This is a genomic window from Pseudomonas fluorescens (assembly GCF_900215245.1).
GTDB classification, from domain to species: Bacteria; Pseudomonadota; Gammaproteobacteria; order Pseudomonadales; family Pseudomonadaceae; genus Aquipseudomonas; species Aquipseudomonas fluorescens.
The window spans coordinates 6,013,717-6,038,070 of the sequence record NZ_LT907842.1 but is presented as its reverse complement, the minus strand read 5'-3'; the positions used below and the strand labels follow the sequence as shown (position 1 = coordinate 6,038,070).

The following is a 24,354-nucleotide window of genomic DNA, read 5'->3' as shown; positions in this document are numbered from 1 at the left end:
TACCTGAGAACCCTGCTCCAGGAGGCAACATGCCGTGTACCGCAGTCACCGCGCACCGTGCGCAGTTGGGCGAAGGCCCGTTCTGGGACGTGCCGACCCAGGCGCTGTATTGGGTCAATATCGCCGGCAAACAGGCGCTGCGCCTGATGGGCGGGCAATTGCAGATCTGGCAGTTGCCGGAGCATGTTTCGGCATTCATCCCGTGTGAAAGCGGCGATGCACTGGTGACCTTGAGCAGCGGCGTGTATCGCCTGGACCTGGCAACCGAGGCCTTGACCCTGCTCTGTGTCGCCGACCCGCAGCCCGGCAACCGGGGCAACGAAGCGCGCTGTGATGCCCAGGGCCGACTGTGGCTGGGCACCATGCAAAACAACCTCGGCGAGCGCGGTGAGGACCTGCCCATCACGCGGCGTTCCGGCGGGTTGTTTCGTATTGACGCCGACGCGCAGGTAACCCCGCTGCTGCATGGCCTGGGCATTCCGAACACCTTGCTGTGGAACGAGGACGGCACCCAGGTGCACTTCGGCGACAGCATGGATGGCACGTTGTATCGGCATTCGATCCAGGCGGGTGGCCAGCTCGATCCGGCCCAGGTGTGGTTCGGTCCGCATGCGCGCGGCGGGCCGGACGGCTCGGCGCTGGACAGCGAAGGCTATATCTGGAATGCGCGCTGGGACGGCAGTTGCCTGCTGCGCCTGTCGCCCGAAGGCGAGGTGGAGCGCATTCTCGAACTGCCTGTCAGCCGGCCCACCAGTTGCGTGTTTGGTGGCCCCAACCTCACCACGCTGTATATCACCAGCGCCGCCAGCCCCTTGGACCACCCGCTGGATGGCGCGGTATTGGCCATTGAACTCGATGTGCCCGGCACACCCTGTCACCGCTTTGCCGGTTAACCCCAAGACTTAAAAACAACAACAAGGAGTCACCCTATGAATCGTCGTCGTGGTATCCGTTCCCTGTGCTGCGCCGCTGTCGCGGTGTCGGCCCTGAGCTTGAGTGGCCTGTTGCTGGCCGCTGAAGAAGTGAAGATCGGCTTTCTGGTCAAGCAGGCCGAAGAGCCCTGGTTCCAGACCGAATGGGCCTTCGCTGAAAAAGCCGGCAAGGAGCATGGTTTTACCGTGATCAAGATCGCCGTGCCCGATGGCGAGAAAACCCTGTCGGCCATCGACAGCCTGGCCGCCAACGGCGCCAAGGGTTTTGTGATCTGCCCGCCGGACGTGTCCCTCGGGCCGGCCATCGTGGCCAAGGCCAAGGCCAACGGGCTGAAAGTGATTGCGGTGGATGACCGCTTTGTCGACGCCAAGGGCAACTTCATGGAAGACGTGCCGTACCTGGGCATGGCGGCCTTCGAAGTCGGCCAGAAGCAGGGCGCCGCGATGGCGGCTGAGGCGAAAAAACGCGGCTGGGACTGGAAGGACACCTACGCGGTGATCAACACGTTCAACGAGCTCGACACCGGTAAAAAACGCACCGACGGTTCGGTCAAATCCCTGGAAGACGCCGGCATTCCCAAGGACCACATCCTGTTCACCGCCGCCAAAACCCTCGACGTACCGGGCAGCATGGACGCCACCAATTCGGCGTTGGTCAAACTGCCCAGTGGCGCCAAGAACCTGATCATCGGCGGCATGAACGACAACACCGTGCTGGGCGGCGTACGCGCCACCGAAAGTGCCGGCTTTGCCGCAGCGAATGTCATCGGTATCGGCATCAATGGCACCGACGCCATCGGCGAATTGAAGAAACCCAACAGCGGCTTCTTCGGCTCGATGCTGCCGAGCCCGCACATCGAGGGCTACAACACCGCGAAGATGATGTTCGACTGGGTCACCACCGGCAAGGAGCCACCGAAGTACACCGCCATGGATGAAGTCACGCTGATCACCCGCGAGAACTTCAAGCAGGAACTGGAAAAAATCGGTTTGTGGAACTGATGGATTTCCTCGGCGGCCCCGGCAACGGGGCCGCCTGATCCGTGTGACGAGGTGGTTATGCACGCGCAAGTACAGACACACAACGCCGCTGCCCGGTTGTGCTTTAACGGTATCGGCAAAACCTTTCCCGGGGTCAAGGCGCTGGATGGCATCAGTTTCACCGCCTACCCTGGGCAGGTGCACGCCTTGATGGGCGAAAACGGCGCAGGCAAGTCGACCCTGTTGAAGATTCTCGGCGGAGCTTATCAGCCCAGCAGCGGTACGTTGCAGATCGGCGAGCAGGTGCTGGCGTTCAAATCCGCCGCCGACAGCATCGCCAGCGGCGTCGCGGTGATTCACCAGGAATTGCACCTGGTGCCGGAGATGACGGTCGCCGAGAACCTGTTTCTGGGGCATCTGCCGGCGCGCTTCGGGGTGGTCAATCGCGGCCTTCTGCGCCAGCAGGCATTGGCGTGCCTCAAAGGCCTGGCGGATGAAATCGACCCCGAGGAAAAACTCGGTCGCCTGTCCCTCGGCCAACGCCAACTGGTGGAAATCGCCAAGGCGCTGTCCCGTGGCGCCCGGGTGATTGCCTTCGATGAGCCGACCAGCAGCTTGTCGGCCCGCGAGATCGATCGGCTGATGGCGATCATCACGCGCCTGCGTGACGAGGGCAAAGTGGTGCTCTACGTGTCGCACCGCATGGAGGAAGTGTTCCGCATCTGCAACGCCGTCACGGTGTTCAAGGACGGCCGCTACGTGCGCACCTTTGACGACATGAACGCGTTGACCCATGACCAGTTGGTGACCTGCATGGTCGGTCGCGATATTGAGGATATTTACGACTACCGTGCGCGCGCACACGGCGAGGTCGCGCTCAAGGTTGACGGCCTGCTGGGCCCGGGCTTGCGTGAGCCGGTGAGCTTTGAGGTGCGCAAGGGCGAGATTCTTGGCCTGTTCGGGCTGGTGGGCGCGGGGCGTACCGAGCTGTTTCGGCTGCTCAGCGGGCTGGAACGCGCGAGCGCCGGCCACCTGCAGCTCTGCGGGCAACCACTGCAGTTGCGCTCACCCCGCGATGCGATCGCAGCCGGTGTGTTGCTGTGCCCGGAAGACCGCAAGAAAGAGGGGATCATTCCGCTGGCAAGCGTCGCGGAAAACATCAATATCAGCGCACGAGGTGCTCACTCCGCGTTCGGTTGGCTATTGCGCGAGGGCTGGGAAAAGGGCAATGCCGGCCAGCAGATCAGCGCGATGAAAGTCAAAACCCCGAACGCGGCGCAAAAAATCATGTACCTGTCCGGCGGCAATCAGCAGAAGGCCATTTTGGGCCGCTGGTTGTCGATGCCCATGAAGGTCTTGCTGCTCGACGAGCCGACCCGTGGCATCGACATCGGCGCCAAGGCCGAGATCTACCAGATCATCCACCACCTTGCAGCGCAGGGCATTGCGGTGATTGTGGTGTCCAGCGACCTGATGGAGGTCATGGGCATTTCCGACCGCATCCTGGTGCTGTGCGAAGGCGCCTTGCGCGGCGAACAACAGCGTGAACACGCCACTGAATCCAACTTGCTGCAGCTGGCCCTGCCACGCGGCCCGGCGAACTGAGAGATGACCATGACAACCCAACACAACGCGTTGCCGACGGCACGCAAACCCCTCGATGTGCGTGCGCTGCTCGATAACTGGGCGATGTTGCTGGCGGCGATCGGGATCTTTGTACTGTGCGCCTTACTGATCGACAACTTCCTCTCGCCGCTGAACATGCGCGGGCTGGGCCTGGCAATTTCCACGGTCGGCATCGCCGCCTGCACCATGCTGTTTTGCCTGGCGTCGGGGCATTTCGACTTGTCGGTGGGCTCGGTGATTGCCTGCGCCGGGGTCGTCGCGGCGATCGTGATGCGCGATACCGACAGCGTGATGCTGGGCATTGGCGCCGCGTTACTGATGGGGCTGCTCGTCGGGCTGATCAACGGCATCGTGATCGCCAAGCTGCGGGTCAATGCCTTGATTACCACGCTGGCGACCATGCAGATCGTGCGCGGCCTGGCCTATATCTTTGCCAACGGCAAGGCTGTAGGGGTGTCGCAGGAGCAGTTTTTCATCTTCGGCAACGGCCAGTTGCTGGGCGTGCCGGTGCCGATCCTGATCACCATTGTATGCTTCCTGTTTTTCGGCTGGCTGCTCAACTACACCACCTATGGGCGCAACACCATGGCCATCGGCGGCAACCCGGAAGCGGCGTTGCTGGCCGGGGTGAATGTCGATCGCACCAAGATCCTGATCTTTGCCATGCATGGCGTGATTGGCGCGCTGGCGGGGGTGATTCTGGCTTCACGCATGACCTCCGGCCAGCCGATGATTGGCCAGGGGTTTGAGCTGACGGTGATTTCCGCCTGCGTGCTCGGCGGGGTCTCGTTGAGCGGCGGGGTAGGCATGATTCGCCACGTGATTGCCGGGGTGTTGATCCTGGCGATTATCGAGAATGCGATGAACCTGAAGAACATCGACACCTTTTACCAGTATGTGATTCGCGGTTCGATCCTGCTGCTGGCGGTGGTCATCGACCGCATGAAACAGCGCGGATAACCCGGTCTGTGAAAGCCAAAAAGGAGGGAGCGGGCAAGCCCGCTCCCAGCGTTTATTTGGCGCTGAACTTAAAAATGGTGTGTTGGCTATAGGTCTGGCCGGGGTTCAGGCGTGTCGACGCAAACTTCGGCTGGTTAGGCGCATCCGGAAAGTGCTGGGTCTCCAGGGTGAAACCGCTCCAGTGCTGGTAAGTCTTGCCGGCTTTGCCCTTGACCGTGCCGTCGAGGAAGTTGCTGGTATAGAACTGCACGCCAGGCTCGCTGGTGTAGAGCTGTAAATGCCGGCCTGACGCGGGGTCGTGTACTTCAGCCGCGAGTTTTTTGATATCGCCCTGAGTGTCCAGCGCCCAGTTGAAGTCAAACCCGCCCTGTTTCGGCTCGGCGAATTTGAGCTGTGGGTGGTCATCCTTGATGTGCTGGCCGATCGGCGTGGGTGCCAGGAAGTCCATCGGTGTGCCTTTGACCGGTGCCAGTTCGCCGGTAGGGATCAAGGTGGCATTTACCGGCGTGTAGTGGCTGGCATGCAAGGTCGCGACGTGCTTGAGGATGTCGCCGTTACCCGCGCCGGCGAGGTTGAAGTAACTGTGGTTGGTGAGGTTGAGCACCGTGGGTTTGTCGGTGGTGGCCGTGTAATCGATGTGCAGTTCGTTGTTGTCGTTGAGGCTGTAGGTGACCTCGGTTTTCAGATTGCCGGGGAAGCCCATCTCGCCGTCTTTGGACAGGTACGTGAGGGTCACGCCGACCGAGTCCTTGCCCTTGACTGGCTTGGCTTGCCACACGTGCTTGTCGAAACCCTGTGCGCCGCCGTGCAGCGCGTTGGGGCCGTCGTTGAGGGGTACCTGATAGCGTTTGCCATCGAGCTCGAAGGCGCCGCCCGCGAGGCGGTTGCCAAAGCGCCCGATGGTCGCGCCAAAAAATGCGCTGCCGGCCTGGTAACCCTGTACATCGTCAAAACCGAGCACTACGTCCTCGGCCTTGCCGTTTTTATCCGGTACTTTCAGCGACTGCAATACGCCGCCGTAGGTGATGACCGTGGCTTGCATGCCATGGCTGTTGCGCAATATGTACTGCTCGACGGCCGTGCCGTCATTGGTTTTGCCGAAGGGCTTTTGCTCGCTGGTGAGGCCTGCGGCCTGGACACCGCCGCTGGCAATCATCATGGACAGGGCAAGGCCGGAAAGCAGGTGACGAGGGTGCTTCATGGTCGAACTTCCTTTTGTTGTTTTCAGTGGAATAGTTCTACTAATGTGCGATATTTTGTCGATGGAACAGCAGATTTATAGCCTTTTACTGCCTTTTTGCAAAATAAAATAAGACTAATTGAGTGAGGCATCCGTTATATGAATATTGCGCAGGCTGTGTATCCCGACCTCAAGGGTAAGACCGTGCTGGTTTCCGGAGGTGCTTCGGGCATTGGTGAGTTTATGGTGCGGGCCTTCGCCGCGCAGGGGGCGAGGGTGGGCTTTGTGGACCGGGCACAAAGCCAGGGTGAGCGATTGGCGGCGTTCTTGAGTGCCCAAGGGCACACCGTGCAGTTTTTGCACTGCGACATCACCGATGACATCGCCTTCCAGGCGGCGATAGAGCGTTTCGAACATTCGCTCGGCCCCATCACCGTGCTGGTCAACAACGCCGCCAACGATGTGCGCCACACCCTGGAAGAGGTCGATTCGGCGATGTTCGACCGGTTGATAGCCGTCAACCTCAAGCACGCTTTTTTTGCCGCGAAGGCGGTGGCGCCGATGATGAAACGCGCGGGCGGCGGGGCAATCATCAATTTGGGTTCGGTCGGTTGGATGATGGCGTCTGCGGGCTACCCGGTATACGCGGCCAGCAAGGCTGCCGCCCATGGCATGACGCGGGCGCTGGCCCGGGAGCTGGGACCGGAGCGCATCCGGGTCAACACCCTGGTACCCGGCTGGGTCATGACCGAAAAACAATTGGCGATGTGGGTAGACGACGCGGCCCGGGAGCTGATCAGCCGCAGCCAGTGCCTGCCAGGCAGTGTGCTGCCGGAACACATCGCCAATATGGCGTTGTTTCTTGCCTCTGAGGTATCGGCGATGTGTTCGGCGCAGAACTTTATTGTGGATGGCGGTTGGGTGTAGTCGCGTCAGGTGTAGTCGCGTTACTCGATCGGGTATCTGCGAAAGGCCGGATGCTGCTCAAGCGCGCGGGTATGGCGTTGCAGGTGGGGAAACGCATCGGCTTCGAGCACCGTCGGCAGTTTGAACCGGGTAAACGACCAGGCGACTGCCGCAGTCAGCGCGGCTTGGCTCAGCGGTTCGCTGCTGGGCTGGGCCAGGTGTTTTTCCAGCAGCGTATAGGCCGCCAGCAACTGCCCGGTGACGCGCTCGATCCACGGCGCGTGCAGTTTCTCCGCCGGGCGCAGGTGGTGTTCATAGACAATCTGCACGGTTTTCTCACACGCTGCCAGGGCCAACCCGAGCACTTGCAGCGCATGGGCGCGCGCCTCGGCCTGTGCGGGCAGGAGCTTCCTGTCGGGCGGCGCGAGGGCTTCGAAGTAATCCAGGATCAGGCTGGAATCCATCAGCACCGTCCCATCCTCCAGCACCAGGCTGGGCGCCTTGACCACCGGGTTGATCCGCGCGAATTCGCTGAAGGTGCTGAACACGGACAAGGGTTCATGCACAAAGTCTACGCCGTACAACTCCAGGGAAATTGCCACGCGGCGAACGTAAGGCGAGTCCAGCATACCGATCAGTTTCATGCAGCCTCCATTGCTATCCGGATCATTGGCTCAAGAGAGTAAGGGCTGTTGATCGGCGTGCGCAATGGCCTGACGTAACTGCCCATAGGCGCTCACCAATTGCTCCAGGCTGAACGCCAGGTTGCGCCCACTGGGGTTGGGCAACACCCACACCGACGCATCGCCCAATGATTGGGCTTGCAAGCCCCAGGCTATCGCGCGCTGGCCAGACAACGCGCTGTAACCGGCCTTGCCGAGAAAGGCCACGCAGCGTGGCCGGTAGTGGCGGATTTTCTGTTCGAACGCGGCCGCCGCGGCCTTGAATTCATGCCGTGCCAACTCGCTTGCACTCGCCGTCGGGCGCTCCACGACAGTGGTCAAGCCGCAGTGGTAGTGCAGCAAGGTACGCCCGTTTTCGGGAAAAATTTCATGGGGCGTGAAACCGGCCAGGTGCAGGGTGCGCCAGAAGCGGTTGCTGCGGTTGGCAAAGTGCTGGCCGAGCGCGGCAGAACCCTTGCCGGGGTTGATCCCGCAGAACACGACCGTCAGTTGCTCGGCCAGGATGTCTTCGAGTCGTTCGCTCATGTCGGGTCTGCCTGTCAGTGGGGGAGCGGCCATTCGCTGAAGCGCTGCGCCTGCGCAGCCATGGCCGCGGGCGGTGGTGCTGACCACAGCGTGACAAGCCATCCGCCGATAGCTTAACGTCCTTGGCCAGCGGGGGGCAGGCAAAGTCGTCGGCGGCGATAAGGTCCAGGGGCAGCGGCCGTTCACGTCAGTGCCCCTGCAAAACCCGCCATTAAACGCTAATGTGGGGCTGATCCACGCGCTGGGTGGCGGATCAAGCGTGGCCCGATTGGCGGCATCGAACCGTACTGAAACCAAGGAGAATCAAGCATGACCGATTACGTACCCGCGAAGGTGTGGACCTGGGACACCGAAAGCGGCGGCACCTTCGCCAGCATCAACCGGCCCATTGCCGGTGCGACCCATGACAAGAGACTGCCAGTCGGCAAGCACCCGCTGCAACTGTATTCCCTGGCCACGCCCAATGGGCAGAAAGTCACCATCCTGCTGGAGGAGTTGCTGGCCCTGGGGCACGCCGGCGCTGAATACGATGCCTGGCTGATCAAGATCGGCGATGGCGACCAGTTCGGCAGCGGGTTTGTTGCGGTCAACCCGAACTCCAAGATCCCGGCATTGATGGACCATAGCGGTGACACGCCGATTCGGGTGTTCGAGTCCGGTGCGATCCTGCAATACCTGGCGGAGAAGTTCGGGGCGTTTTTCCCCACCGAACCGGCTGCTCGCGCTGAGTGCCTGTCGTGGCTGTTCTGGCAGATGGGCAGCGCGCCGTATCTGGGCGGGGGCTTCGGGCATTTTTATGCGTATGCGCCGAGCAAGATGGAATACCCGATCAATCGGTTTGCGATGGAAACCAAGCGCCAGTTGGATGTGTTGGACCAACGCCTGGCGGTGAGTGAGTACATCGCCGGGGATGAATACACCATCGCCGATATTGCGATTTGGCCCTGGTACGGTGGCTTGGTTAAAGGCCGCTTGTATGGGGCGGCAGAATTCCTGTCGGTGCAGGATTACAAGCACGTGCTGCGCTGGGCCGACGCCATCGAAGCGCGACCTGCGGTGCAGCGCGGGCGCCGGGTCAATCGGGTTTTCGGGGAACCTGCGGAGCAGTTGCCGGAGCGGCATGCCGCAAGCGACCTGGACTGAATGCACGCACCTTGACGGTCTTCGGGCCGTCTGTTGCGATGACCGGGTGGATGGCCGTGAAGTCACCGCGGGTCGGCTAATCTGCGCGGGTCAAAACCGCCCTCAGCGTGTGGACTTTTCACTATGAAGACTTGCCCTGTTCAGGCCCCTTTAGAGCCGCAGTCCGTCTGCCATCCCATCACCCGCAGCGCGATCTTTATGGTTGCTACCGTTACCCCCGGCAGTGAAGACCGCGTGCGCGCCTGGTGTGGCGACATCGCCGGCCTAGTGCGCTCGGTGGGCAAGCGCGTACCGGCGGGCAACCTGACCTGCGTCTGTGGGTTCGGCTCGCAGGCGTGGGACCGGCTGTTCGGCGCACCGCGCCCGGCGGCCTTGCATTCGTTTCGCGAGTTTGGGGTGGAAGGGCGCAAGGCCGTTTCGACACCCGGTGACATCCTGCTGCATATCCGTGCCGAGCAGATGGACCTGTGTTTCGAACTGGCCACGCAACTGATGGCGGCCCTGGGCGACAGTGTCAAGGTGGTGGATGAGGTCCAGGGTTTCCGCTACTTCGATATGCGCAGCATCATCGGTTTTGTCGACGGCACCGAGAACCCGGTGGGGCGCAAGGCGGTCGGGTTCACCATCGTCGGCGATGAAGACCCTGAATTCGAAGGCGGCAGCTACGTGCTGGTGCAAAAGTACCTGCACGACATGGCCGCCTGGAATGGCTTGACCGTGGAAGCGCAGGAGCGGGTGATCGGGCGCACCAAGCTGGCGGACATTGAATTGGACGAAGAAACCAAACCAAGCAACGCCCACAGCGCGTTGACCGTAATCACCGATGAAAACGGCGAAGAAGTGAAGATTCTGCGTGACAACATGCCGTTTGGCCGACCGGGCGCCGGTGAGTTCGGCACCTACTTTATCGGCTACGCACGCTCGCCGCAGCCGTTGGAGCAGATGCTGGAAAACATGTTCGTCGGCCGCCCGGTCGGCAATTACGACCGCTTGCTGGACTTCAGCACGGCGGTGACCGGCGGCCTGTTTTTCGTGCCTTCGGCCGACTTGCTCGACGCGCTGGCCGACCGCCCGCCTGCGGCTTAGCTCAATGCTGCTTAACTGAGCAGCCCGGTGCTGACCGCAACGATCAGGAAAATCCCCAGCAGCGCGCGGTAGATCACGAACGGCCAGGTGGAGAACCGCTCCAGGAACTTCATCAGGCCCCAGATTGCGAAGAACGCCGAGACGCTGGCGACCACCAGGCCGAAGAGCAAGTGCGACCAGGCGTGGGCGGGCAGCTCGGCGTGCAGCAACACCCACAGTTCTTTCAAACCGGCGAGGGCGATGGCCGGCAAGCCCAGCAGGAAGGAAAAGCGCGCGGCTTCTTCACGTTTGAAGTTGAGGAACAGGGCGGCGGTCAGCGTGGAACCTGAACGCGAGACGCCGGGAATCAGCGCACCAATCTGCGCAATGCCGACAATCAGTGCATCGCGCAGGCGCATTTCGCTCATGTCCCGCGTGTGGCGTGCCCGCACTTCGGCGACTGCCAGCAACACCGCCATGACCACACAGGAAATGCCGATCACCATCAGGCCGCGCAACGGCGAGTTGCAGGTGTTGAGGGTCGAGGACAAGGCCAGCCCGGCAATCCCGATCGGGATGGTCGCCAAAATGATCGCCACCGCCAGCTTGAACCACCGGTCGTTGTAATCACCCCGGCGCACCGCGCTGATGCTGCCGGTGGTCACCTGGTGCACATCGCGCCAGAAGTAACTGACCACCGCCGCCAGCGCCGCCAACTGCATGGCCGCTGAAAACGCCGAGCCCGGATCTTGCCAGCCGAGCAGGGCAGGCACCACGCGCATGTGGGCCGTGGACGACACGGGCAACAGCTCGGTAATGCCCTGGATCACGCCCAGAATGAAGATCTGCAGGTAATCCAGGGAGGCAAAACCCACATCCAGGCCGGCGGAACAGACGTTTGTCAAAGTACATGTCCTTGAAAAATAGGGAGGCGGGCAAAGTTTATTCTAAATGTTTCAGGATTTTCGGCGGGGCCCGACAAATCCGCAATCGGTTCAGCAAACAGAAAGGTTAGGCAATGTATTGGCCTGCACGCGTGTTTTGTGAACAATGGCGCCCTGCTTTTTTTGACCGAGAGCCTCATGCCTGAAACCACCGTCGAATTGATCCAGACCGGCCCCGACGCGTCGGAGCTGATCCGCAATCTTTACCAGTACTACGCCTACGAGTCCTCGGACTGGGAGCAGGAAGATGTGGAGGCGGACGGCCGCTTCTACATCCATGACGAGCACCTGACGCGCTATTGGCAAGACCCGCAGTGGAGCGCCAACCTGCTGCTGGTCGATGGGTATATCGCCGGCTTCCTGTTGATCGAAGGCAGCGAACTGCCCGGCATCGATGCCCTGGAACTGGCTGACCTGTTCATCCTCAAGCGCTATCGTCGCAAAGGCATCGGCCGCGCCATCGCGACCCAGGTGTTGAGCAGCGGGCAGACCAATTGGCTGGTGCGTTTTTACGATCAGGATGAAGTGTCCCAGGCGTTCTGGCGCGCAGTGTTGGACGACCTGCCGCGCCCGGCGCAGACGCTTGAGCTGGATGATGACCCGCAGTTGGTGAGCTACCTGATTACGCGTGCGGCGCTGCATTGAACGCTTGCTGCATCGCCTGAGGCGGCTGCCCGAACGCGCGCAGAAACGCCTGGCGCATGCGTTCGCGATCACCGAAGCCGGTTTCGCGGGCCACCACTTCGACCGGGTGACGGCTGGTTTCCATCATCGCCCGGGCGGCTTCCACGCGCAGCGATTCGATGGCCTTGGCGGGGGTTTGCCCGGTTTCTTCGCGAAACACACGGCTGAACTGGCGCGGGCTGAGCCGGGCCACATCGGCCAGGGCCTCCACCGACAGGTCATGGGTCAGGTTCTCGCGGGCATAGGCCAGGGCCAGTTGCACGCGGTCTGACTTGGGATCGAGCTCCAGCAAGGCCGACAATTGCGATTGCTCGCTGCCGCGACGTTGGGCAATCACCAGTTTGCGCGCAATACGCCGGGCGAGGTCGCTGCCCAGGTCGGCTTCTACCATCGCCAATGCCAGGTCCACGCCGGCGCTCATGCCGGCGCCGGTCCATACCTGGCCGTCCACCACGAACAACTTGTCTTCTTCCAAGTGAATATCCGGGTAGCGCTTGCGGAACGCGGGCGCGTGGATCCAGTGCGTGGTGGTGCGTTTACCTTGCAGCAGGCCGGCTTCGGCCAGCACGAAGATGCCCATGCACAAGGAGGCGACCCGCCGTGATTGAGCAGAGGCGGCCTTTACCAGTTCCAGCAGGTTGGCCTCCGGCAGACGAAACTCCAGATAGCCGCTGACGATCAGCGTGTCATAGCCCTGCGGCCGCAGAGGCGTGGTATTCACCGAAAAGCCCTGGGACGTCATCACCGCGCCGCCGCTCTCCGAAACCAGGTGGAACTCGTAGGCCGACTCACCCCTCAGCAGGTTCGCGCACTCGAACACCGAACCCAGGCTGAGGCTCAGGGACTGGAAGTTCGGGTAAACCATCAGCGCAACGCTGTGCATCGTCATTCTCCAAAGGGGCGCGAGCGGGGATTGTCGACCGGTGTCGGCGAAACGGCAATCAACTTTGCGTCATGTCCGGAATCCTTGCGGATATGACATTGTTGAAGTTTTTCTCGCCGCCTAACATTCCCTCAACGAACTAGACGACTGGTCTAATCGGACGGGAAGAACAATGAACAGCGAAACCAAAAGTACAAGGCAGACGATCCTGGATACGGCGCAATTAATTGTCAGCCGCAAAGGGTTTTCTGCGGTGGGGTTGAACGAAATACTTCAAGCCGCCGACGTACCGAAAGGCTCGTTTTATCACTACTTCAATTCTAAAGATGCATTCGGCGTTGTCTTGCTGGATACCTACTTCGATCACTATGTGCAGGGTATCGAGCAACTGTTCCAACAACCCGAACTGTCCGGCGGCGCCAAATTGATGCGGTATTGGCAAACCTGGGTCGACAACCAGACCGGCTGCACCGATGCGGGCAAATGCCTTGCCGTCAAACTCGGTGCTGAGGTGTCAGACCTTTCAGAGCCGATGCGTTTGGCCCTGCAGCGCGGCACCGCACGTACGATTGCTTTACTGGCCGGGGCCTTGCTGCAAGGCGTCGAAGACGGCTCGCTGACGGTTCAGCAACCCCCGCAACGCCTGGCCCAACGCCTGTATGCGCTGTGGCTGGGGACCAGCGTGATGAGCAAGATTACCCGAACATCTGCGCCGTTTGACGAGGCGCTGCTGCTGACCCGACACCTGTTGGGTTGCCCTGAACACACCGATGCTTACACCTACTGAAACCCATCGATCGAGGCACTGGAAAATGAAAGTATTAATGGTACTGACCTCTCACGACCAGCTTGGCGATACCGGCCGTAAAACCGGCTTCTGGCTTGAAGAGTTTGCGGCTCCCTATTACACCTTCAAAGACGCCGGCGCTGAGTTGGTGCTGGCCTCTCCGGCAGGCGGCCAACCGCCGCTGGACCCGGTCAGCGACCAGCCTGACGCGCAGACCGAACAGACCCGACGTTTCGCCGCTGACCCGGCTGCACAGCAGGCCCTGGCCAACACCGTCAAGCTCGACACGGTCAACGCCGACGACTTCGACACCGTGTTTTACCCAGGCGGGCACGGTCCGCTGTGGGACTTGGCAGAGTCGAGCACGTCCATCGCGCTGATCGAGTCGTTCGAGCGTGCCGGCAAGCCCATCGGCTTTGTCTGCCATGCGCCCGGCGCACTGCGTCACGTCAAGGCGGTCAATGGCGAGCCGTTGATCAAGGGCCGTCGCGTTACCGGCTTCTCCAACGCCGAAGAGGCCGCTGTCGGCCTGACCGATGTGGTGCCGTTCCTGATCGAAGATGAGTTCAAGACACTCGGCGGCCACTATGCAAAGGGCGCTGATTGGCAATCCTTTGTGCTTGAAGATGGTTTGCTGGTAACCGGGCAGAACCCTGCCAGTTCCAGTGATGTGGCTAAGGCCCTGCTGAAACTCACCGCATAACTTAATTAAATCGCTGTATGCATTGGCGGCTCTCACGAGCCGTCAATGCTTTAGCGCGCCTTGAATTTGGAAGTTCTTACATGACGAGTAGTTTAAATACCCCCGTAAAACTGGGTCACCACACCTTGAACAACCGCGTGGTACTGCCGCCCTTGACCCGCCAGCGCAGTGCCCAGCCTGGTGATATCGCGACCGACGTGATGGCCGAGTATTACCGTCAGCGCGCCAGCGCCGGCTTTATGGTCAGCGAAGGCACGCAAATCGAACCGCGCGGCCAGGGTTACGCCTGGACGCCAGGTATCTACAGCCCGGCGCAGATCGACGGCTGGCGCAAAGTGACGGACGCGGTGCACGCCGAGGGCGGGGTGATCTTCGCCCAGCTGTGGCATGTCGGTCGCGTGTCTCACCCCGCACTGCAACCGGAAGGCGCCGCACCGGTCGCGCCGTCGGCTATTGCGGCCGAGCAAGCCAAGGCCTTTATTGAAACCGGGCCTGGGGTTGGCGAACTGAAACAGCCGCCTGTGCCGCGGGCATTAAGCGTGCTGGAGATTGACGAGTTGGTCGCCCATTACGCACAGGCCGCACGCAATGCGTTGGACGCCGGGTTTGACGGGGTGGAAATCCACGCGGCGAATGGTTACCTGGTCAACCAGTTCATCTCGGCCCACGCCAACCAGCGTGACGATGAGTACGGCGGCTCGCTGCACAACCGCCTGCGGTTTTTACGCGAGATCGTCGAAGCCGTCACGGCCGTGGTCGGGCCAGAGCGTCTGGGTGTGCGTTTTTCACCGTTGTTCAGCGGCACCGACCAGGACCGTGTGTATATCGGCCTGGTAGAAGAAGACCCGCATCACACCTACATTGAGGCGATCAAGGTGCTGCAAGCCTCGGGCATTGCCTACGTGTCCATCGCCGAGGCTGATTGGGACAACGCGCCTGACTTGCCTGAAACCTTCCGCCACGCGGTACGCAGCACGTTCAGCGGGCGGATCATCTACGCCGGGCGTTACACCGCAGCGCGCGGCGCAGCCCTGGTGGACGCCGGGCTGGCAGACCTGATTGCGTTCGGACGCCCATTCATTGCCAACCCGGATCTGCCGCAGCGGCTGTTCAACGGCTGGCCGCTGAACCCGCTGCGCGCCGAAGGCATGTACGGCGGTTCGGAGCAGGGCTACACCGATTACCCGGTGTACGCCGAGTAATCACTCCACCCGCAACACAATCTTGCCAATGTGGTCGCCGCCTTCCATCCGTGCATGGGCCTGGGCGGCGTCGGTGTACGCGTACACTTTGTCGATGATCGGCAGGCATCGCCCGGCGGACAGCACCGGCCACACGTATTCACGCAGTTGTTCGGCAATCGCGGCTTTTTCGTCCTTGGTGCGTGCGCGCAGCAGCGAGCCGGTGATGACTGCGCGTTTGCCGAGGATGGTCAGCAGGTCGACGTCATTGGCCTTGCCGCCGCCGAGGAAACCCAGCATCACCAGATGCCCGTCCATGGCCAGCGCCTTGAGGTTGTTGTTGAGGTAGGAGGCACCCATGATGTCGAGGATGACATTCACGCCTTTGTCGCCGGTCTTCTGCGCGATGACCGCGGCGAAGTCCTCTTCGCGGTAATTGATCGGCTCGGCGCCCAGCTTGGCAATCGCCGCGCATTTGTCGGCACTGCCGGCGGTGGCAAATGCCTGAATCCCGTACTCGCGGCAGAGCATCAGCGCGGTGGTGCCGATGCCGCTGGTGCCACCGTGGATCAGCACGCTCTGGCCGGTGTGCGCGTCGCCGAGGCCGAACAGGTTGGCCCAGACGGTGAAAAAGGTCTCCGGCACGGCAGCGGCTTGAATCCAGTCCATGCCCTCCGGGATCGGCAGGGCCTGGCTTGCCGGTACGCTGCAAAACTGGGCATAGCCACCGCCGTTGGTCAGCGCACAGACTTTGTCGCCCAGGCTGTATTGCGTCACGCCGTCGCCGAGGGCGACCACTTCACCGGCGACTTCCAAGCCCGGAATCGGGCTCATACCGGGTTTCATCGGGTACTTGCCCGCGCGTTGCAGGGCATCCGGGCGATTGACCCCGGCGGCATGCACGCGAATCAGGATTTCACCGGGGCCTGCCACGGGCACGTCGGCCCGGCGAGGTTGCAGGACGTCAGGGCCGCCGGGGGCGGTGATTTCGATCAGGGTCATTTCTTTGGGCAGGGTCATTGTGCAATTCCTTTAACCGGGAGCGTATGGAGTGGGACCACAGTGCGCGAGCGTTGATTCAACCGGAACGCTGTCATGTCAGCACATGCCTGCAAGTCTACCGGCGCCGGTGCCGACACAATCGCCCCGGCTCCGGCGCACAGGCGCCGGGGGATTCTACGGGGACAGGCGGTTATGAACGAATCAAAGTACCAGGCGCTGGGGCTGTTGTTTCTGCGCGTCAGCGGCGCGGTGTTTCTGATGTGGGTGCATGGGTTGCCGAAGCTGCTGCACTACAGCGACCAACTGGCGTTGATCGAAGACCCGTTTCACCTCGGCGCCCACGTCACGCTGTGCCTGGCGATTGTCGCCGAAGTGCTGTGCCCGCTGCTGATCATCGCCGGTGTGCGGGTGCGCCTGGCGTGCTTGCCGATCCTGGCCGTGCTGTGGGTGGCCTTGCTGGTGGTGCATCCGCAATGGACGGTGTTTGAGGGGCAGTTCGGCTGGCTGTTGTTGATTATCTTCACCAGCATTCTGATCGCGGGCCCGGGGCGGTTGGCGCTCAGCCAGCGGTATGCCTGAATAAAAAAAGGCCGGGCAAGCCCTAATGCCAGTCAGTTAAGCGCAGATCTCCTGTGGGAGCGGCGGTGCGACGATTCGACTTGCTCGCGAAAGCGGTGGGTCAGTCAACATCAATGTTTGCTGGGCCGACGTCTTCGCGGGCAAGTCGAATCGTCGCACCGCCGCTCCCACATTTGATCTTCGCTGCATTGAGCATTTCAGTTCGCTTAACTGACTGGCATTAGGGCAAGCCCGGCCAACAAGGAGCGGGGGGGGTCAGCCGTTTCAGCGCTTCAGGAACGCCAGCAAGTCTTCGTTCAACTGCTGGGTATGCGTGGCCGCAAAACCGTGCGGTGCATCCTTGTACACTTTGAGTTGCGCGCCCTTGATCATCTCGGCTGCCACTTTGCCGGTGGTCTCGAAGGGTACGACCTGGTCGCCGTCACCGTGGATCACCAGGGTGGGCACGTCGATCTTGGCCATGTCCGGACGGAAGTCGGTCTCGGAGAACACGGTGACGCAATCCACGGTCGACTTGAGCGACGCCAGCAAGGCGATTTGCAGGGTCTGGGTGAGTACGCCCTCGGAGACTTTTTGACCCTTATTGATGCCATAGAACGTCGGGTTGAAGTCGGCGATGAATTGCGCGCGATCGTTCAGCAGCCCGGCCTTGATGCCGTCGAACACGTCGGTCGGCACGCCTTGTGGGTAATCCGGTTTCTGGCCGAACATCGGCGTTACGGCGCCCAGCAAGACCAGGCCGGCCACGCGCGCCGTGCCATGGCGTGCAATGTAGCGTGCTACGTCACCGCCACCCATCGAGAAGCCCACCAGGGTCACGTCCTTGAGGTCCAGGTGTTCGATCAGTTGGGCAATATCGTCGGCGAAGGTGTCGTAGTCGTTACCGGTCCACGGCTGGTCCGAACGGCCGAAACCACGGCGGTCGAACGCAATGGTGCGAAAGCCACGGCTGCTCAGGTATTCCATCTGGTATTCCCACATGTCGGCGTCCAACGGCCAGCCGTGGCTGAACAGCACAGGTTTACCGCTGCCCCAGTCCTTGAAATAGATCTGGGTACCGTCTTTGGCAACGAATGTACTCATGGAAAACTCCTTGGGTGGTCGAGGGGAATGTCCGTTTTACTATTGCGTTAAACCGGACGAAGGGCTTGTACGGATGTGCTCGGTTGAACGGTTCAGCGTCTATATTGGTCCACTGATTCCTACCGTCAGTTCAACAGGTGAACCAAATGGCCAAGACTTACAGCTACGCCGCTCGGGATTCCAAGGATGCGCTCAAACCCTTTACCTTTGAGCGCCGTGCGCCAGGGGCGGATGACGTACAGATCGATATCCTCTACTGCGGCGTCTGCCACTCCGACCTGCACACCGCGCGCAATGAGTGGCACAACACCTTGTACCCGTCGGTGCCCGGCCATGAGATTGTCGGCCGCGTAACCGCGGTCGGCGCCAACGTGACGAAATTCAAGGTGGGCGACCTGGCCGGCGTCGGTTGTATGGTCGACAGCTGCCAGCACTGCGCCTCCTGCGCTGAAGGCGAGGAGCAATACTGCGAGAACGGGTTTACCGGTACTTACAACGGCCCGGTGTTTGGTGGGGAAAACACCTTCGGTGGCTACTCGGACACTATCGTGGTCAAGGAGAAGTTCGTGCTGCGCATCTCCCATGACGATACCAACCTGGCGGCCGTGGCGCCGCTGCTGTGCGCCGGCATTACCACCTACTCGCCGTTGCACCATTGGAAGGTCGGCCCCGGCAAGAAAGTCGGCGTGGTCGGCCTCGGCGGGCTGGGGCATATGGCGGTGAAGATCGCGCATGCCATGGGCGCCCATGTGACGCTGTTCACCACCTCGCCGAACAAACGTGAAGACGGCCTGCGCCTGGGCGCCGACCAAGTTGTGGTGTCGAAGAACCCGGACGAAATGGCCAAGGTCGTCAACAGCCTGGACTTCATCCTCAACACGGTTGCCGCGCCGCATAACCTTGATGCCTTCCTCAACCTGCTCAAGCGCGACGGCACCATGACCCTGGTCGGCGCGCCCGACAGCCCGCACCCGTCGCCTACGGTATTCAACCTGATCTTCAAGCGCCGCAGCCTGGCCGGTTCGTTGATCGGTGGTATCCAGGAAACCCAGGACATGCTGGATTTCTGCGCCAAGCACAAGATTGTCTCGGACATCGAGATGATCGATATCCAGGGCATCAATGAGGCGTACGAGCGGATGCTCAAGGGCGATGTGAAGTATCGCTTCGTGATTGATATGGAGAGTTTGAAGAAGGAAAGCCACGCGGCTTGAACGCAATCTCTACACCACTGAAGATCTAATGTGGGAGCGGGCTTGCTCGCGAAAGCAGTGTGCCAGTCGATGAATATTCTGACTGACACCGCGGTTTCGCGAGCAAGCCCGCTCCCACATTTTGTTTCGTGCCGGTCTTCAGGCCGACAAGTGCTCATACAAAATCGTCGCACCCACCAGCATCAGCACCACGCCACCGACCATCTCGGCGCGCTTGCCTACCACCGTCCCCAGCACCCGGCCGAGCATCATGCCAATGGTCACCATGGTCATGGTCGCAAGGCCTATCGCCGCTGACGCGAGCAGAATATTCACGTCGACAAATGCCAGGCCCACACCCACAGCCATCGCGTCGATGCTGGTCGCAAATGCCGTCACGGCGAGGATCATGAACGAATGCTGAGTCGGTTTTTCCACCGCGTCGTCATCGTCCTTGAGCCCGTTGTAGATCATGTGCAGGCCCAGCGCGACCAGCAGGGTAAAGGCGATCCAGTGGTCCCAGCTTTCGACCCACCGCGTGGCGGCATGGCCGATGGCCCAGCCGATCATCGGCGTGATGGCTTCGATTACACCAAAGATCAGGCCGGCGCGCAGGGCTTCGCTCAGGCGTGGCTTATGCAGGCTGGAGCCTTTGCCGATGGCCGCCGCAAAGGCGTCCGTGGACATGGCAAGGGCGAGAAGAATCAGGGAAATGGGGTTCACGGTAGGGCTTCCAGTCGGGCTGTATGAGTCAACGACACAACCACACGCCCGACATTAGGCATGGATGTGTCGCTGGTCTCACCAACCTCAACGGTGTTCGTACCACGGCAGGTTGCCGAATATGTTGATACGAACGCTTCTGCACGGGTCAGAAGCCGGTTACTCCCCAACGAAGGGCAGCATGCTAGACGATCAACCATGAAAAAATTGTCAACGCCCTTCAAAGGCCGGTGGGCGACGTTCGGCAAAGGCTGCCAGCCCCTCACTCAAGTCTGCGCTCGCGCAGGCCTGGCGACGCAGTTCGGCGATCTGCTCCATGGCCTGCACGGGCATGGGTTGCAGGTCTTCGAGAATGCGCAATTGCTCCTTTACCGCCTCAATTGCCAACGGCGCCTTGGCGGCGATGCCTTGGGCGATTTCCACGGCGGTGGCTTCCAGCGCCTCGCTAGGGACCAGACGGTTGATCACGCCAAAGCGTTCGGCGCGTTCGGCGTCGAGTGCCTGCGCGCAGAAAAACAGCTCCTTAAGCACATGAATCGGCAAGTTGTTGAAGAACCGCAGCAGGCCGCTGGTGGTATAGGGCAAGCCGATGTTGGCCGGGGTCATGGCGAAGCTCGCGCTGTGGTCGGCCACTACCATGTCGCAACTCATGGCCAGGTCCACGGCGCCGCCCCAGGCCGAGCCTGAAATCAGCGCAATCACCACGCCGGGGTAGGCGCGGATTCGCCGCAGCAGTTGCTCCAGGGGTTTGCCATAGGCAACGGGGTCGCGGTCGCGGGCCACTTCGCCAAGATCATGGCCGGCGCTCCACACCGTCTGGCCGACGTCGGCACCCAGAATCACCACGCTGACGCGCTGGGCGGCGAGGGCGACCAGGTGTTCATCCAGGCGGGCGAGCACGTGCGCACTGAGGGCGTTGCGCTGAGTGGGGTTGCCGAAGGTCAGGCGTGCGATGCGCGTGTCGATAAGGTTGAGCGTCACAGTGGCAGTCATGATGCGGTTCCTGCTGAACATTCGGATGGGCTGGCCTGCACGCGCACGTTGGCCTTGAGCAGCCTTTGTACGGACGCCGGCTCCAAGCCCGCTTCGCGCACTACCTCGACACAGGGTGCGCCGGGCAACGGCGGTGGCCGCGTCACGCCACCATAATAATTTTCGACACCAACTCCACCACCGTCTTGGCCTGCAACTTCTTCATCAACCGCGCCCGATGGACTTCCACCGTGCGGTGGGAGATCGCCAGGCGCAGGGCGATTTCCTTGGATTTGAGGCCGTTGACGATGTGCATGGCAATTTCCCGCTCCCGGGGTGTGAGGTCCCCGGTGCCCTGGTGGCTGCGATCGAGGCGTTCGAAGTGCCAGATCATCAGCTTGAACGGGTCTTTGGGCGTGAGCGTGTAGCCGTGGGACTTGGCCCAGAACACTTCGCCGCTTTTGTGCTGCATGAAACGTTCGTCGGAGTAGCGGCCGTTTTCACTGTCCAGCAACCAGTCGTGGCTGCGCTTGCCGATGGCGTGGTAGTCAGCCTGGGACGGGTAGATCAGCAGCGTCAGCTGGTTGACCAATGCGTCACGCGAGTAGCCGAACAACTGCAGGAAAGCGTCGTTGCAGTCGACGATCACACGGTTGCTGGTGACCAGTTGCGGTGCGGGGGACAGCTGGAACGCCAGGCGCCCGATGTCGTGGAGTTGTTGTGCAAACACAGTCATTGGGCATCCTGCCTCGTTGTTTTTCTCACCTCGGGCTACTTAGCCATGTAAGTAGTTACACGAATTGGCGCCGGCCCGCTGGTGGGTCATTGTAAGGAATGTCCGTATCAAGAACAGAAGAAATTGATTATGCCTGCTGATTGCGTCTCCATTGTTGCCGCTGGTCATTCGCGTTTTGGTCGCCTGGAAGGCACCACCCTTGAGGACCTGATCGTGCAGGTCACCCGCGAAGCCCTGGCGGATGCGGCCATTGATGCTTCAGCAATCGATGCACTGTTTCTGGGCCACTTCAACTCGGGGCTGGTGCCTGACGGGTTCGCCTCTTCCCTGTTATTGCAGGCCGACCCCGGCCTGCGCTTCAAACCGGCCACCCGCTGTGAGAATGCCTGCGCGTCCGGCTCGGCGGCGATCCAGGCCGGGGTCAATGCGATCCTGTCCGGCAGCGCGGAACTGGTGTTGGTGGTGGGCGCCGAAAAGATGACCCACACTTCCACCGCCGAGGTCACCCAGGCCTTGGCCGGCGCCGGCTATCAGAACGACCCGGGCGAAGCCGGCTTGAGTTTCCCGCAACTGTTCGGCCGGGCTGCCCGCCAATATGCCGAACGCTACCACTGCCCACTGGGCTCGATGGCGGCCATCGCTACCAAGAACCACTCCAATGCCATGGCCAACCCGTTGGCGCAGATGCACCGGGTGATGGATTTCGAACACTGTAACAACGTGTCCAAGAGCAACCCGTTTGTGGCCGAGTCATTGCGCCTGACCGACTGCTCACTGATCAGCGACGGCGCCGCCGCGATCATCCTGGCCTCGCCCAAACGCGCGCGGGCGTTTCGCCGTGATGTGCAGATCTGCGCGATGACCCAGGTCAACGATTGCCTGCCCATCGCCCAGCGCGACATCCTGGCCTTTGAGGGCCCGCAAAGGGCGATCCACACGGCATTGCGCGGTGCAAATATCACCCTGGCCGACTTGAGTTTCGCCGAGGTGCATGACTGCTTCACCATCGCCGAACTGCTGATCTACGAAGCCATGGGCCTGGCGCCCAAAGGTGAGGGCCATCGTGTGCTCGACAGCGGCGTGGTGCGCGCCGGTGGGCGGCTGCCGGTGAACCTTTCCGGTGGGCTCAAGGCCAAGGGGCATCCGGTGGGCGCCACGGGGGTATCGATGCATGCCCTGGCGTTTCGGCAATTGACCGGCGAGCCAATTGGCCTGGCGGTGCCAGACCCGGAGTTCGGCCTGGTGTTCAACATGGGCGGCATGGCGGTGGCCAACTACGCCTCGGTCCTGCACGCACGCCGGTGCTGAGCCATGAACATTGCCAACTGGCTGCACGACACCCAGCGCCGTGAGCCGCAGCGCCCGGCGCTGTTCGAAGGCACCCGGCAAATCGCCGATTACGCCACCTTTGCGGCCCATGTTCGTCAACGCGCCGCGTACCTGGTGGACCAGCACGGCGTGACGACGGGTGATGCCGTCGCGGTGCTGATGAAAAACAGCTGTGACTACCTGGAGTTGCTCTACGCCATCTGGTGGGTGGGCGCAGTGGTCGTGCCGATCAACGCCAAGCTGCATCCGAGCGAAGCGGCCTGGATCGCGGATGACGCCCAGGCGCGGCTGATCTTTACCGACGGCGGCCGGGTCTTTTCCTCATCGCGCGACTTGCCTCAGCGCTGTAAGGAATTGGACGGCCACACGCTGCCGCCGACCCGCGGCTGGCCGACGCTGGAGCAGCCGGCGGCACGTCAGGATCAGGACCTTGCCTGGCTGTTCTACACCTCCGGCACCACCGGGCGTTCCAAGGGGGTGATGCTGACGCACGGCAATCTGGTCGCTATGTCGCTGTGTTACGCCACGGATGTCGACCCGGTGAGCGGCGCTGACGCGGTGGTGTATGCCGCGCCAATGTCCCATGGCGCGGGGCTCTACAATTTTATTCATGTGCGCTGTGGCGCGCGGCATGTGGTGCCTGCGTCCCACGGTTTTGATGCCGCCGAGCTGTTCGGCCTGGCCGTCGAGCTGGGCGATGTATCGCTGTTTGCCGCGCCGACCATGGTCAAGCGCATGGTCGAACAGGCGCAGCGCCAGGGTTATCGCGGCGAAGGCATCAAGACCCTCGTCTACGGCGGCGGCCCGATGTACCTGGCTGACCTGTGCGCGGCCGTCGATACGTTTGGCCCGCGCCTGGTGCAAATCTACGGCCAGGGCGAAAGCCCGATGACCATCAGCGTGTTGCCCCGTGCGCTGATCGCCGACCGTCAACGCGAGGATTGGTCAAGCCTGGCCGCCTCGGTCGGGCAAGCGCACGCCTGTGTCGAAATTCGCATTCTCGACGCGCAGCACCAACCGCTGCCGACGGGGCAGCGCGGTGAGATTGCCGTGCGCGGTGCCACGGTGATGCAAGGCTACTGGCGCAACCCTGAAGCCACGCGCCAGACCCTGATCGATGGCTGGCTGATGACCGGCGATATCGGCTTTCTCGACCCGGCCGGCTACCTGACCCTGACAGACCGCTCCAAGGACGTGATCATCAGCGGCGGCAGCAACGTGTACCCGCGCGAAGTCGAGGAAGTGCTGGCGCAGCATCCCGAGGTATTCGAGGTGTGTGTGGTCGGTGAGCCGGATGCGCAATGGGGAGAGTCGGTGGTGGCTTTTGTGGTCCCGCGCAACGGGCAGGCACTGGACGAAGCCGGGCTCACGGCGTGGTTTGTCGAACGCATGGCCTCGTTCAAGAAGCCGAAGAAATACGTGTTCCGCGACGAGTTGCCGAAAAACAGCTACGGCAAGATCCTCAAGACCGACTTGCGGCAGTGGTTGAAAGCAGCGAGTATCGCCGCGCTTCCCTAGACCCGCTATTCATGGACAGATCATCAGACAAGGAGT

General features: G+C 61.6%; 25 protein-coding genes and 1 riboswitch. Of the genes, 15 read left to right on the top strand and 10 right to left on the bottom strand.

Annotated elements, in window-relative coordinates; translation table 11 throughout:
• Nucleotides 1–29 precede the first annotated feature (29 nt).
• Genes CPH89_RS27725 through araH form a run of 4 tightly spaced genes read left to right on the top strand, consistent with a single transcriptional unit; the run spans nt 30 to nt 4,499 of the window.
• Complete coding sequence (locus CPH89_RS27725) at nt 30–893, top strand: SMP-30/gluconolactonase/LRE family protein (protein ID WP_053256671.1); 864 nt, start codon at nt 30–32, stop codon at nt 891–893.
• 36 nt (nt 894–929) lie between these two features.
• Nucleotides 930–1,934 carry a substrate-binding domain-containing protein gene (locus tag CPH89_RS27720; RefSeq protein WP_053256670.1) on the top strand — a complete coding sequence of 335 codons (1,005 nt, stop codon included), beginning with the start codon at nt 930–932 and terminating at the stop codon, nt 1,932–1,934.
• A gap of 57 nt (nt 1,935–1,991) precedes the next feature.
• Nucleotides 1,992–3,518, top strand: coding sequence for an L-arabinose ABC transporter ATP-binding protein AraG (gene araG, locus CPH89_RS27715; protein WP_053256669.1), 1,527 nt, complete (start codon nt 1,992–1,994; stop codon nt 3,516–3,518).
• A 9-nt stretch (nt 3,519–3,527) separates the two neighbouring features.
• On the top strand, nt 3,528–4,499 hold the full coding sequence (gene araH / locus CPH89_RS27710) for an L-arabinose ABC transporter permease AraH (RefSeq protein ID WP_053256668.1): 972 nt from the start codon (nt 3,528–3,530) through the stop codon (nt 4,497–4,499).
• Nucleotides 4,500–4,551: 52 nt separating this feature from the next.
• On the opposite strand, the gene CPH89_RS27705 is transcribed toward araH, so the two are convergent.
• Entirely contained in the window at nt 4,552–5,700 is a 1,149-nt protein-coding gene (locus CPH89_RS27705; RefSeq protein WP_053256667.1) for an aldose epimerase family protein, read from the bottom strand.
• Nucleotides 5,701–5,838: 138 nt separating this feature from the next.
• Here CPH89_RS27705 and CPH89_RS27700 point away from each other — a divergent pair, with 138 nt between their 5' ends.
• Complete coding sequence (locus CPH89_RS27700; protein ID WP_053256666.1) at nt 5,839–6,606, top strand: SDR family NAD(P)-dependent oxidoreductase; 768 nt, start codon at nt 5,839–5,841, stop codon at nt 6,604–6,606.
• 20 nt (nt 6,607–6,626) lie between these two features.
• On the opposite strand, the gene CPH89_RS27695 is transcribed toward CPH89_RS27700, so the two are convergent.
• Together CPH89_RS27695 and mug are read right to left on the bottom strand one after the other, a co-directional pair.
• Nucleotides 6,627–7,229 (bottom strand): glutathione S-transferase family protein, encoded by a 603-nt coding sequence (locus CPH89_RS27695; protein WP_053256665.1) that lies wholly within the window; start codon nt 7,227–7,229, stop codon nt 6,627–6,629.
• 30 nt (nt 7,230–7,259) lie between these two features.
• Nucleotides 7,260–7,793 (bottom strand): G/U mismatch-specific DNA glycosylase, encoded by a 534-nt coding sequence (gene mug / locus CPH89_RS27690; protein WP_053256664.1) that lies wholly within the window; start codon nt 7,791–7,793, stop codon nt 7,260–7,262.
• A 309-nt stretch (nt 7,794–8,102) separates the two neighbouring features.
• On the opposite strand from mug, the gene yghU reads away from it, so the two are divergent.
• Both yghU and CPH89_RS27680 read left to right on the top strand, forming a co-directional pair.
• Nucleotides 8,103–8,936, top strand: coding sequence for a glutathione-dependent disulfide-bond oxidoreductase (gene yghU / locus CPH89_RS27685; protein ID WP_053256663.1), 834 nt, complete (start codon nt 8,103–8,105; stop codon nt 8,934–8,936).
• A gap of 123 nt (nt 8,937–9,059) precedes the next feature.
• On the top strand, nt 9,060–10,022 hold the full coding sequence (locus CPH89_RS27680) for a Dyp-type peroxidase (RefSeq protein ID WP_053256662.1): 963 nt from the start codon (nt 9,060–9,062) through the stop codon (nt 10,020–10,022).
• Between the two features lie 11 nt (nt 10,023–10,033).
• On the opposite strand, the gene CPH89_RS27675 is transcribed toward CPH89_RS27680, so the two are convergent.
• Entirely contained in the window at nt 10,034–10,906 is an 873-nt protein-coding gene (locus CPH89_RS27675; RefSeq protein ID WP_053256661.1) for an undecaprenyl-diphosphate phosphatase, read from the bottom strand.
• A 177-nt stretch (nt 10,907–11,083) separates the two neighbouring features.
• On the opposite strand from CPH89_RS27675, the gene CPH89_RS27670 reads away from it, so the two are divergent.
• Nucleotides 11,084–11,590, top strand: coding sequence for a GNAT family N-acetyltransferase (locus CPH89_RS27670; RefSeq protein WP_053256789.1), 507 nt, complete (start codon nt 11,084–11,086; stop codon nt 11,588–11,590).
• On the opposite strand, the gene CPH89_RS27665 is transcribed toward CPH89_RS27670, so the two are convergent.
• Entirely contained in the window at nt 11,568–12,512 is a 945-nt protein-coding gene (locus CPH89_RS27665) for a GlxA family transcriptional regulator (RefSeq protein ID WP_053256660.1), read from the bottom strand. The two genes, CPH89_RS27670 and CPH89_RS27665, sit on opposite strands and share 23 nt — an antisense overlap.
• A 172-nt stretch (nt 12,513–12,684) precedes the next feature.
• Between CPH89_RS27665 and CPH89_RS27660 the strand changes: the two genes are divergently transcribed.
• The 3 genes from CPH89_RS27660 (at nt 12,685) to CPH89_RS27650 (ending at nt 15,204) form a co-directional block, all read left to right on the top strand.
• Entirely contained in the window at nt 12,685–13,299 is a 615-nt protein-coding gene (locus tag CPH89_RS27660; RefSeq protein ID WP_053256659.1) for a TetR/AcrR family transcriptional regulator, read from the top strand.
• Nucleotides 13,300–13,324: 25 nt separating this feature from the next.
• The gene (locus CPH89_RS27655; protein ID WP_053256658.1) at nt 13,325–14,002 is read left to right on the top strand and encodes a type 1 glutamine amidotransferase domain-containing protein; all 678 of its coding nucleotides are present in this window, start codon (nt 13,325–13,327) and stop codon (nt 14,000–14,002) included.
• Nucleotides 14,003–14,082: 80 nt separating this feature from the next.
• Entirely contained in the window at nt 14,083–15,204 is a 1,122-nt protein-coding gene (locus CPH89_RS27650) for an alkene reductase (RefSeq protein ID WP_053256657.1), read from the top strand.
• Here CPH89_RS27650 and CPH89_RS27645 read toward each other — a convergent pair whose 3' ends face one another.
• Nucleotides 15,205–16,203, bottom strand: a complete 999-nt coding sequence (locus tag CPH89_RS27645; RefSeq protein ID WP_053256656.1) for an NAD(P)H-quinone oxidoreductase — start codon at nt 16,201–16,203, stop codon at nt 15,205–15,207. It abuts the gene before it with no gap.
• 174 nt (nt 16,204–16,377) lie between these two features.
• Here CPH89_RS27645 and CPH89_RS27640 point away from each other — a divergent pair, with 174 nt between their 5' ends.
• Complete coding sequence (locus tag CPH89_RS27640) at nt 16,378–16,764, top strand: DoxX family protein (protein WP_053256655.1); 387 nt, start codon at nt 16,378–16,380, stop codon at nt 16,762–16,764.
• Between the two features lie 264 nt (nt 16,765–17,028).
• Here CPH89_RS27640 and CPH89_RS27635 read toward each other — a convergent pair whose 3' ends face one another.
• Entirely contained in the window at nt 17,029–17,847 is an 819-nt protein-coding gene (locus CPH89_RS27635; protein WP_053256654.1) for an alpha/beta fold hydrolase, read from the bottom strand.
• A gap of 146 nt (nt 17,848–17,993) precedes the next feature.
• Here CPH89_RS27635 and CPH89_RS27630 point away from each other — a divergent pair, with 146 nt between their 5' ends.
• Complete coding sequence (locus CPH89_RS27630) at nt 17,994–19,061, top strand: NAD(P)-dependent alcohol dehydrogenase (protein WP_053256653.1); 1,068 nt, start codon at nt 17,994–17,996, stop codon at nt 19,059–19,061.
• Nucleotides 19,062–19,199: 138 nt separating this feature from the next.
• Here the strand turns inward: CPH89_RS27630 and mntP are convergent, their stop codons facing one another.
• From mntP to CPH89_RS27615, 3 genes are all read right to left on the bottom strand, one after another.
• On the bottom strand, nt 19,200–19,763 hold the full coding sequence (mntP, locus tag CPH89_RS27625) for a manganese efflux pump MntP (RefSeq protein ID WP_053256652.1): 564 nt from the start codon (nt 19,761–19,763) through the stop codon (nt 19,200–19,202).
• 12 nt (nt 19,764–19,775) lie between these two features.
• Nucleotides 19,776–19,943, bottom strand: a riboswitch (yybP-ykoY riboswitch).
• Nucleotides 19,944–19,973: 30 nt separating this feature from the next.
• Nucleotides 19,974–20,756, bottom strand: coding sequence for a methylmalonyl-CoA decarboxylase (gene scpB / locus CPH89_RS27620; RefSeq protein WP_053256651.1), 783 nt, complete (start codon nt 20,754–20,756; stop codon nt 19,974–19,976).
• Between the two features lie 142 nt (nt 20,757–20,898).
• Nucleotides 20,899–21,471, bottom strand: a complete 573-nt coding sequence (locus tag CPH89_RS27615) for a LuxR C-terminal-related transcriptional regulator (RefSeq protein ID WP_053256650.1) — start codon at nt 21,469–21,471, stop codon at nt 20,899–20,901.
• A 129-nt stretch (nt 21,472–21,600) separates the two neighbouring features.
• Here CPH89_RS27615 and CPH89_RS27610 point away from each other — a divergent pair, with 129 nt between their 5' ends.
• Both CPH89_RS27610 and CPH89_RS27605 read left to right on the top strand, forming a co-directional pair.
• The gene (locus CPH89_RS27610) at nt 21,601–22,779 is read left to right on the top strand and encodes an acetyl-CoA acetyltransferase (protein ID WP_053256649.1); all 1,179 of its coding nucleotides are present in this window, start codon (nt 21,601–21,603) and stop codon (nt 22,777–22,779) included.
• A 3-nt stretch (nt 22,780–22,782) separates the two neighbouring features.
• Nucleotides 22,783–24,318, top strand: coding sequence for a class I adenylate-forming enzyme family protein (locus CPH89_RS27605; RefSeq protein WP_053256648.1), 1,536 nt, complete (start codon nt 22,783–22,785; stop codon nt 24,316–24,318).
• The last annotated feature ends 36 nt before the right edge of the window (nt 24,319–24,354 follow it).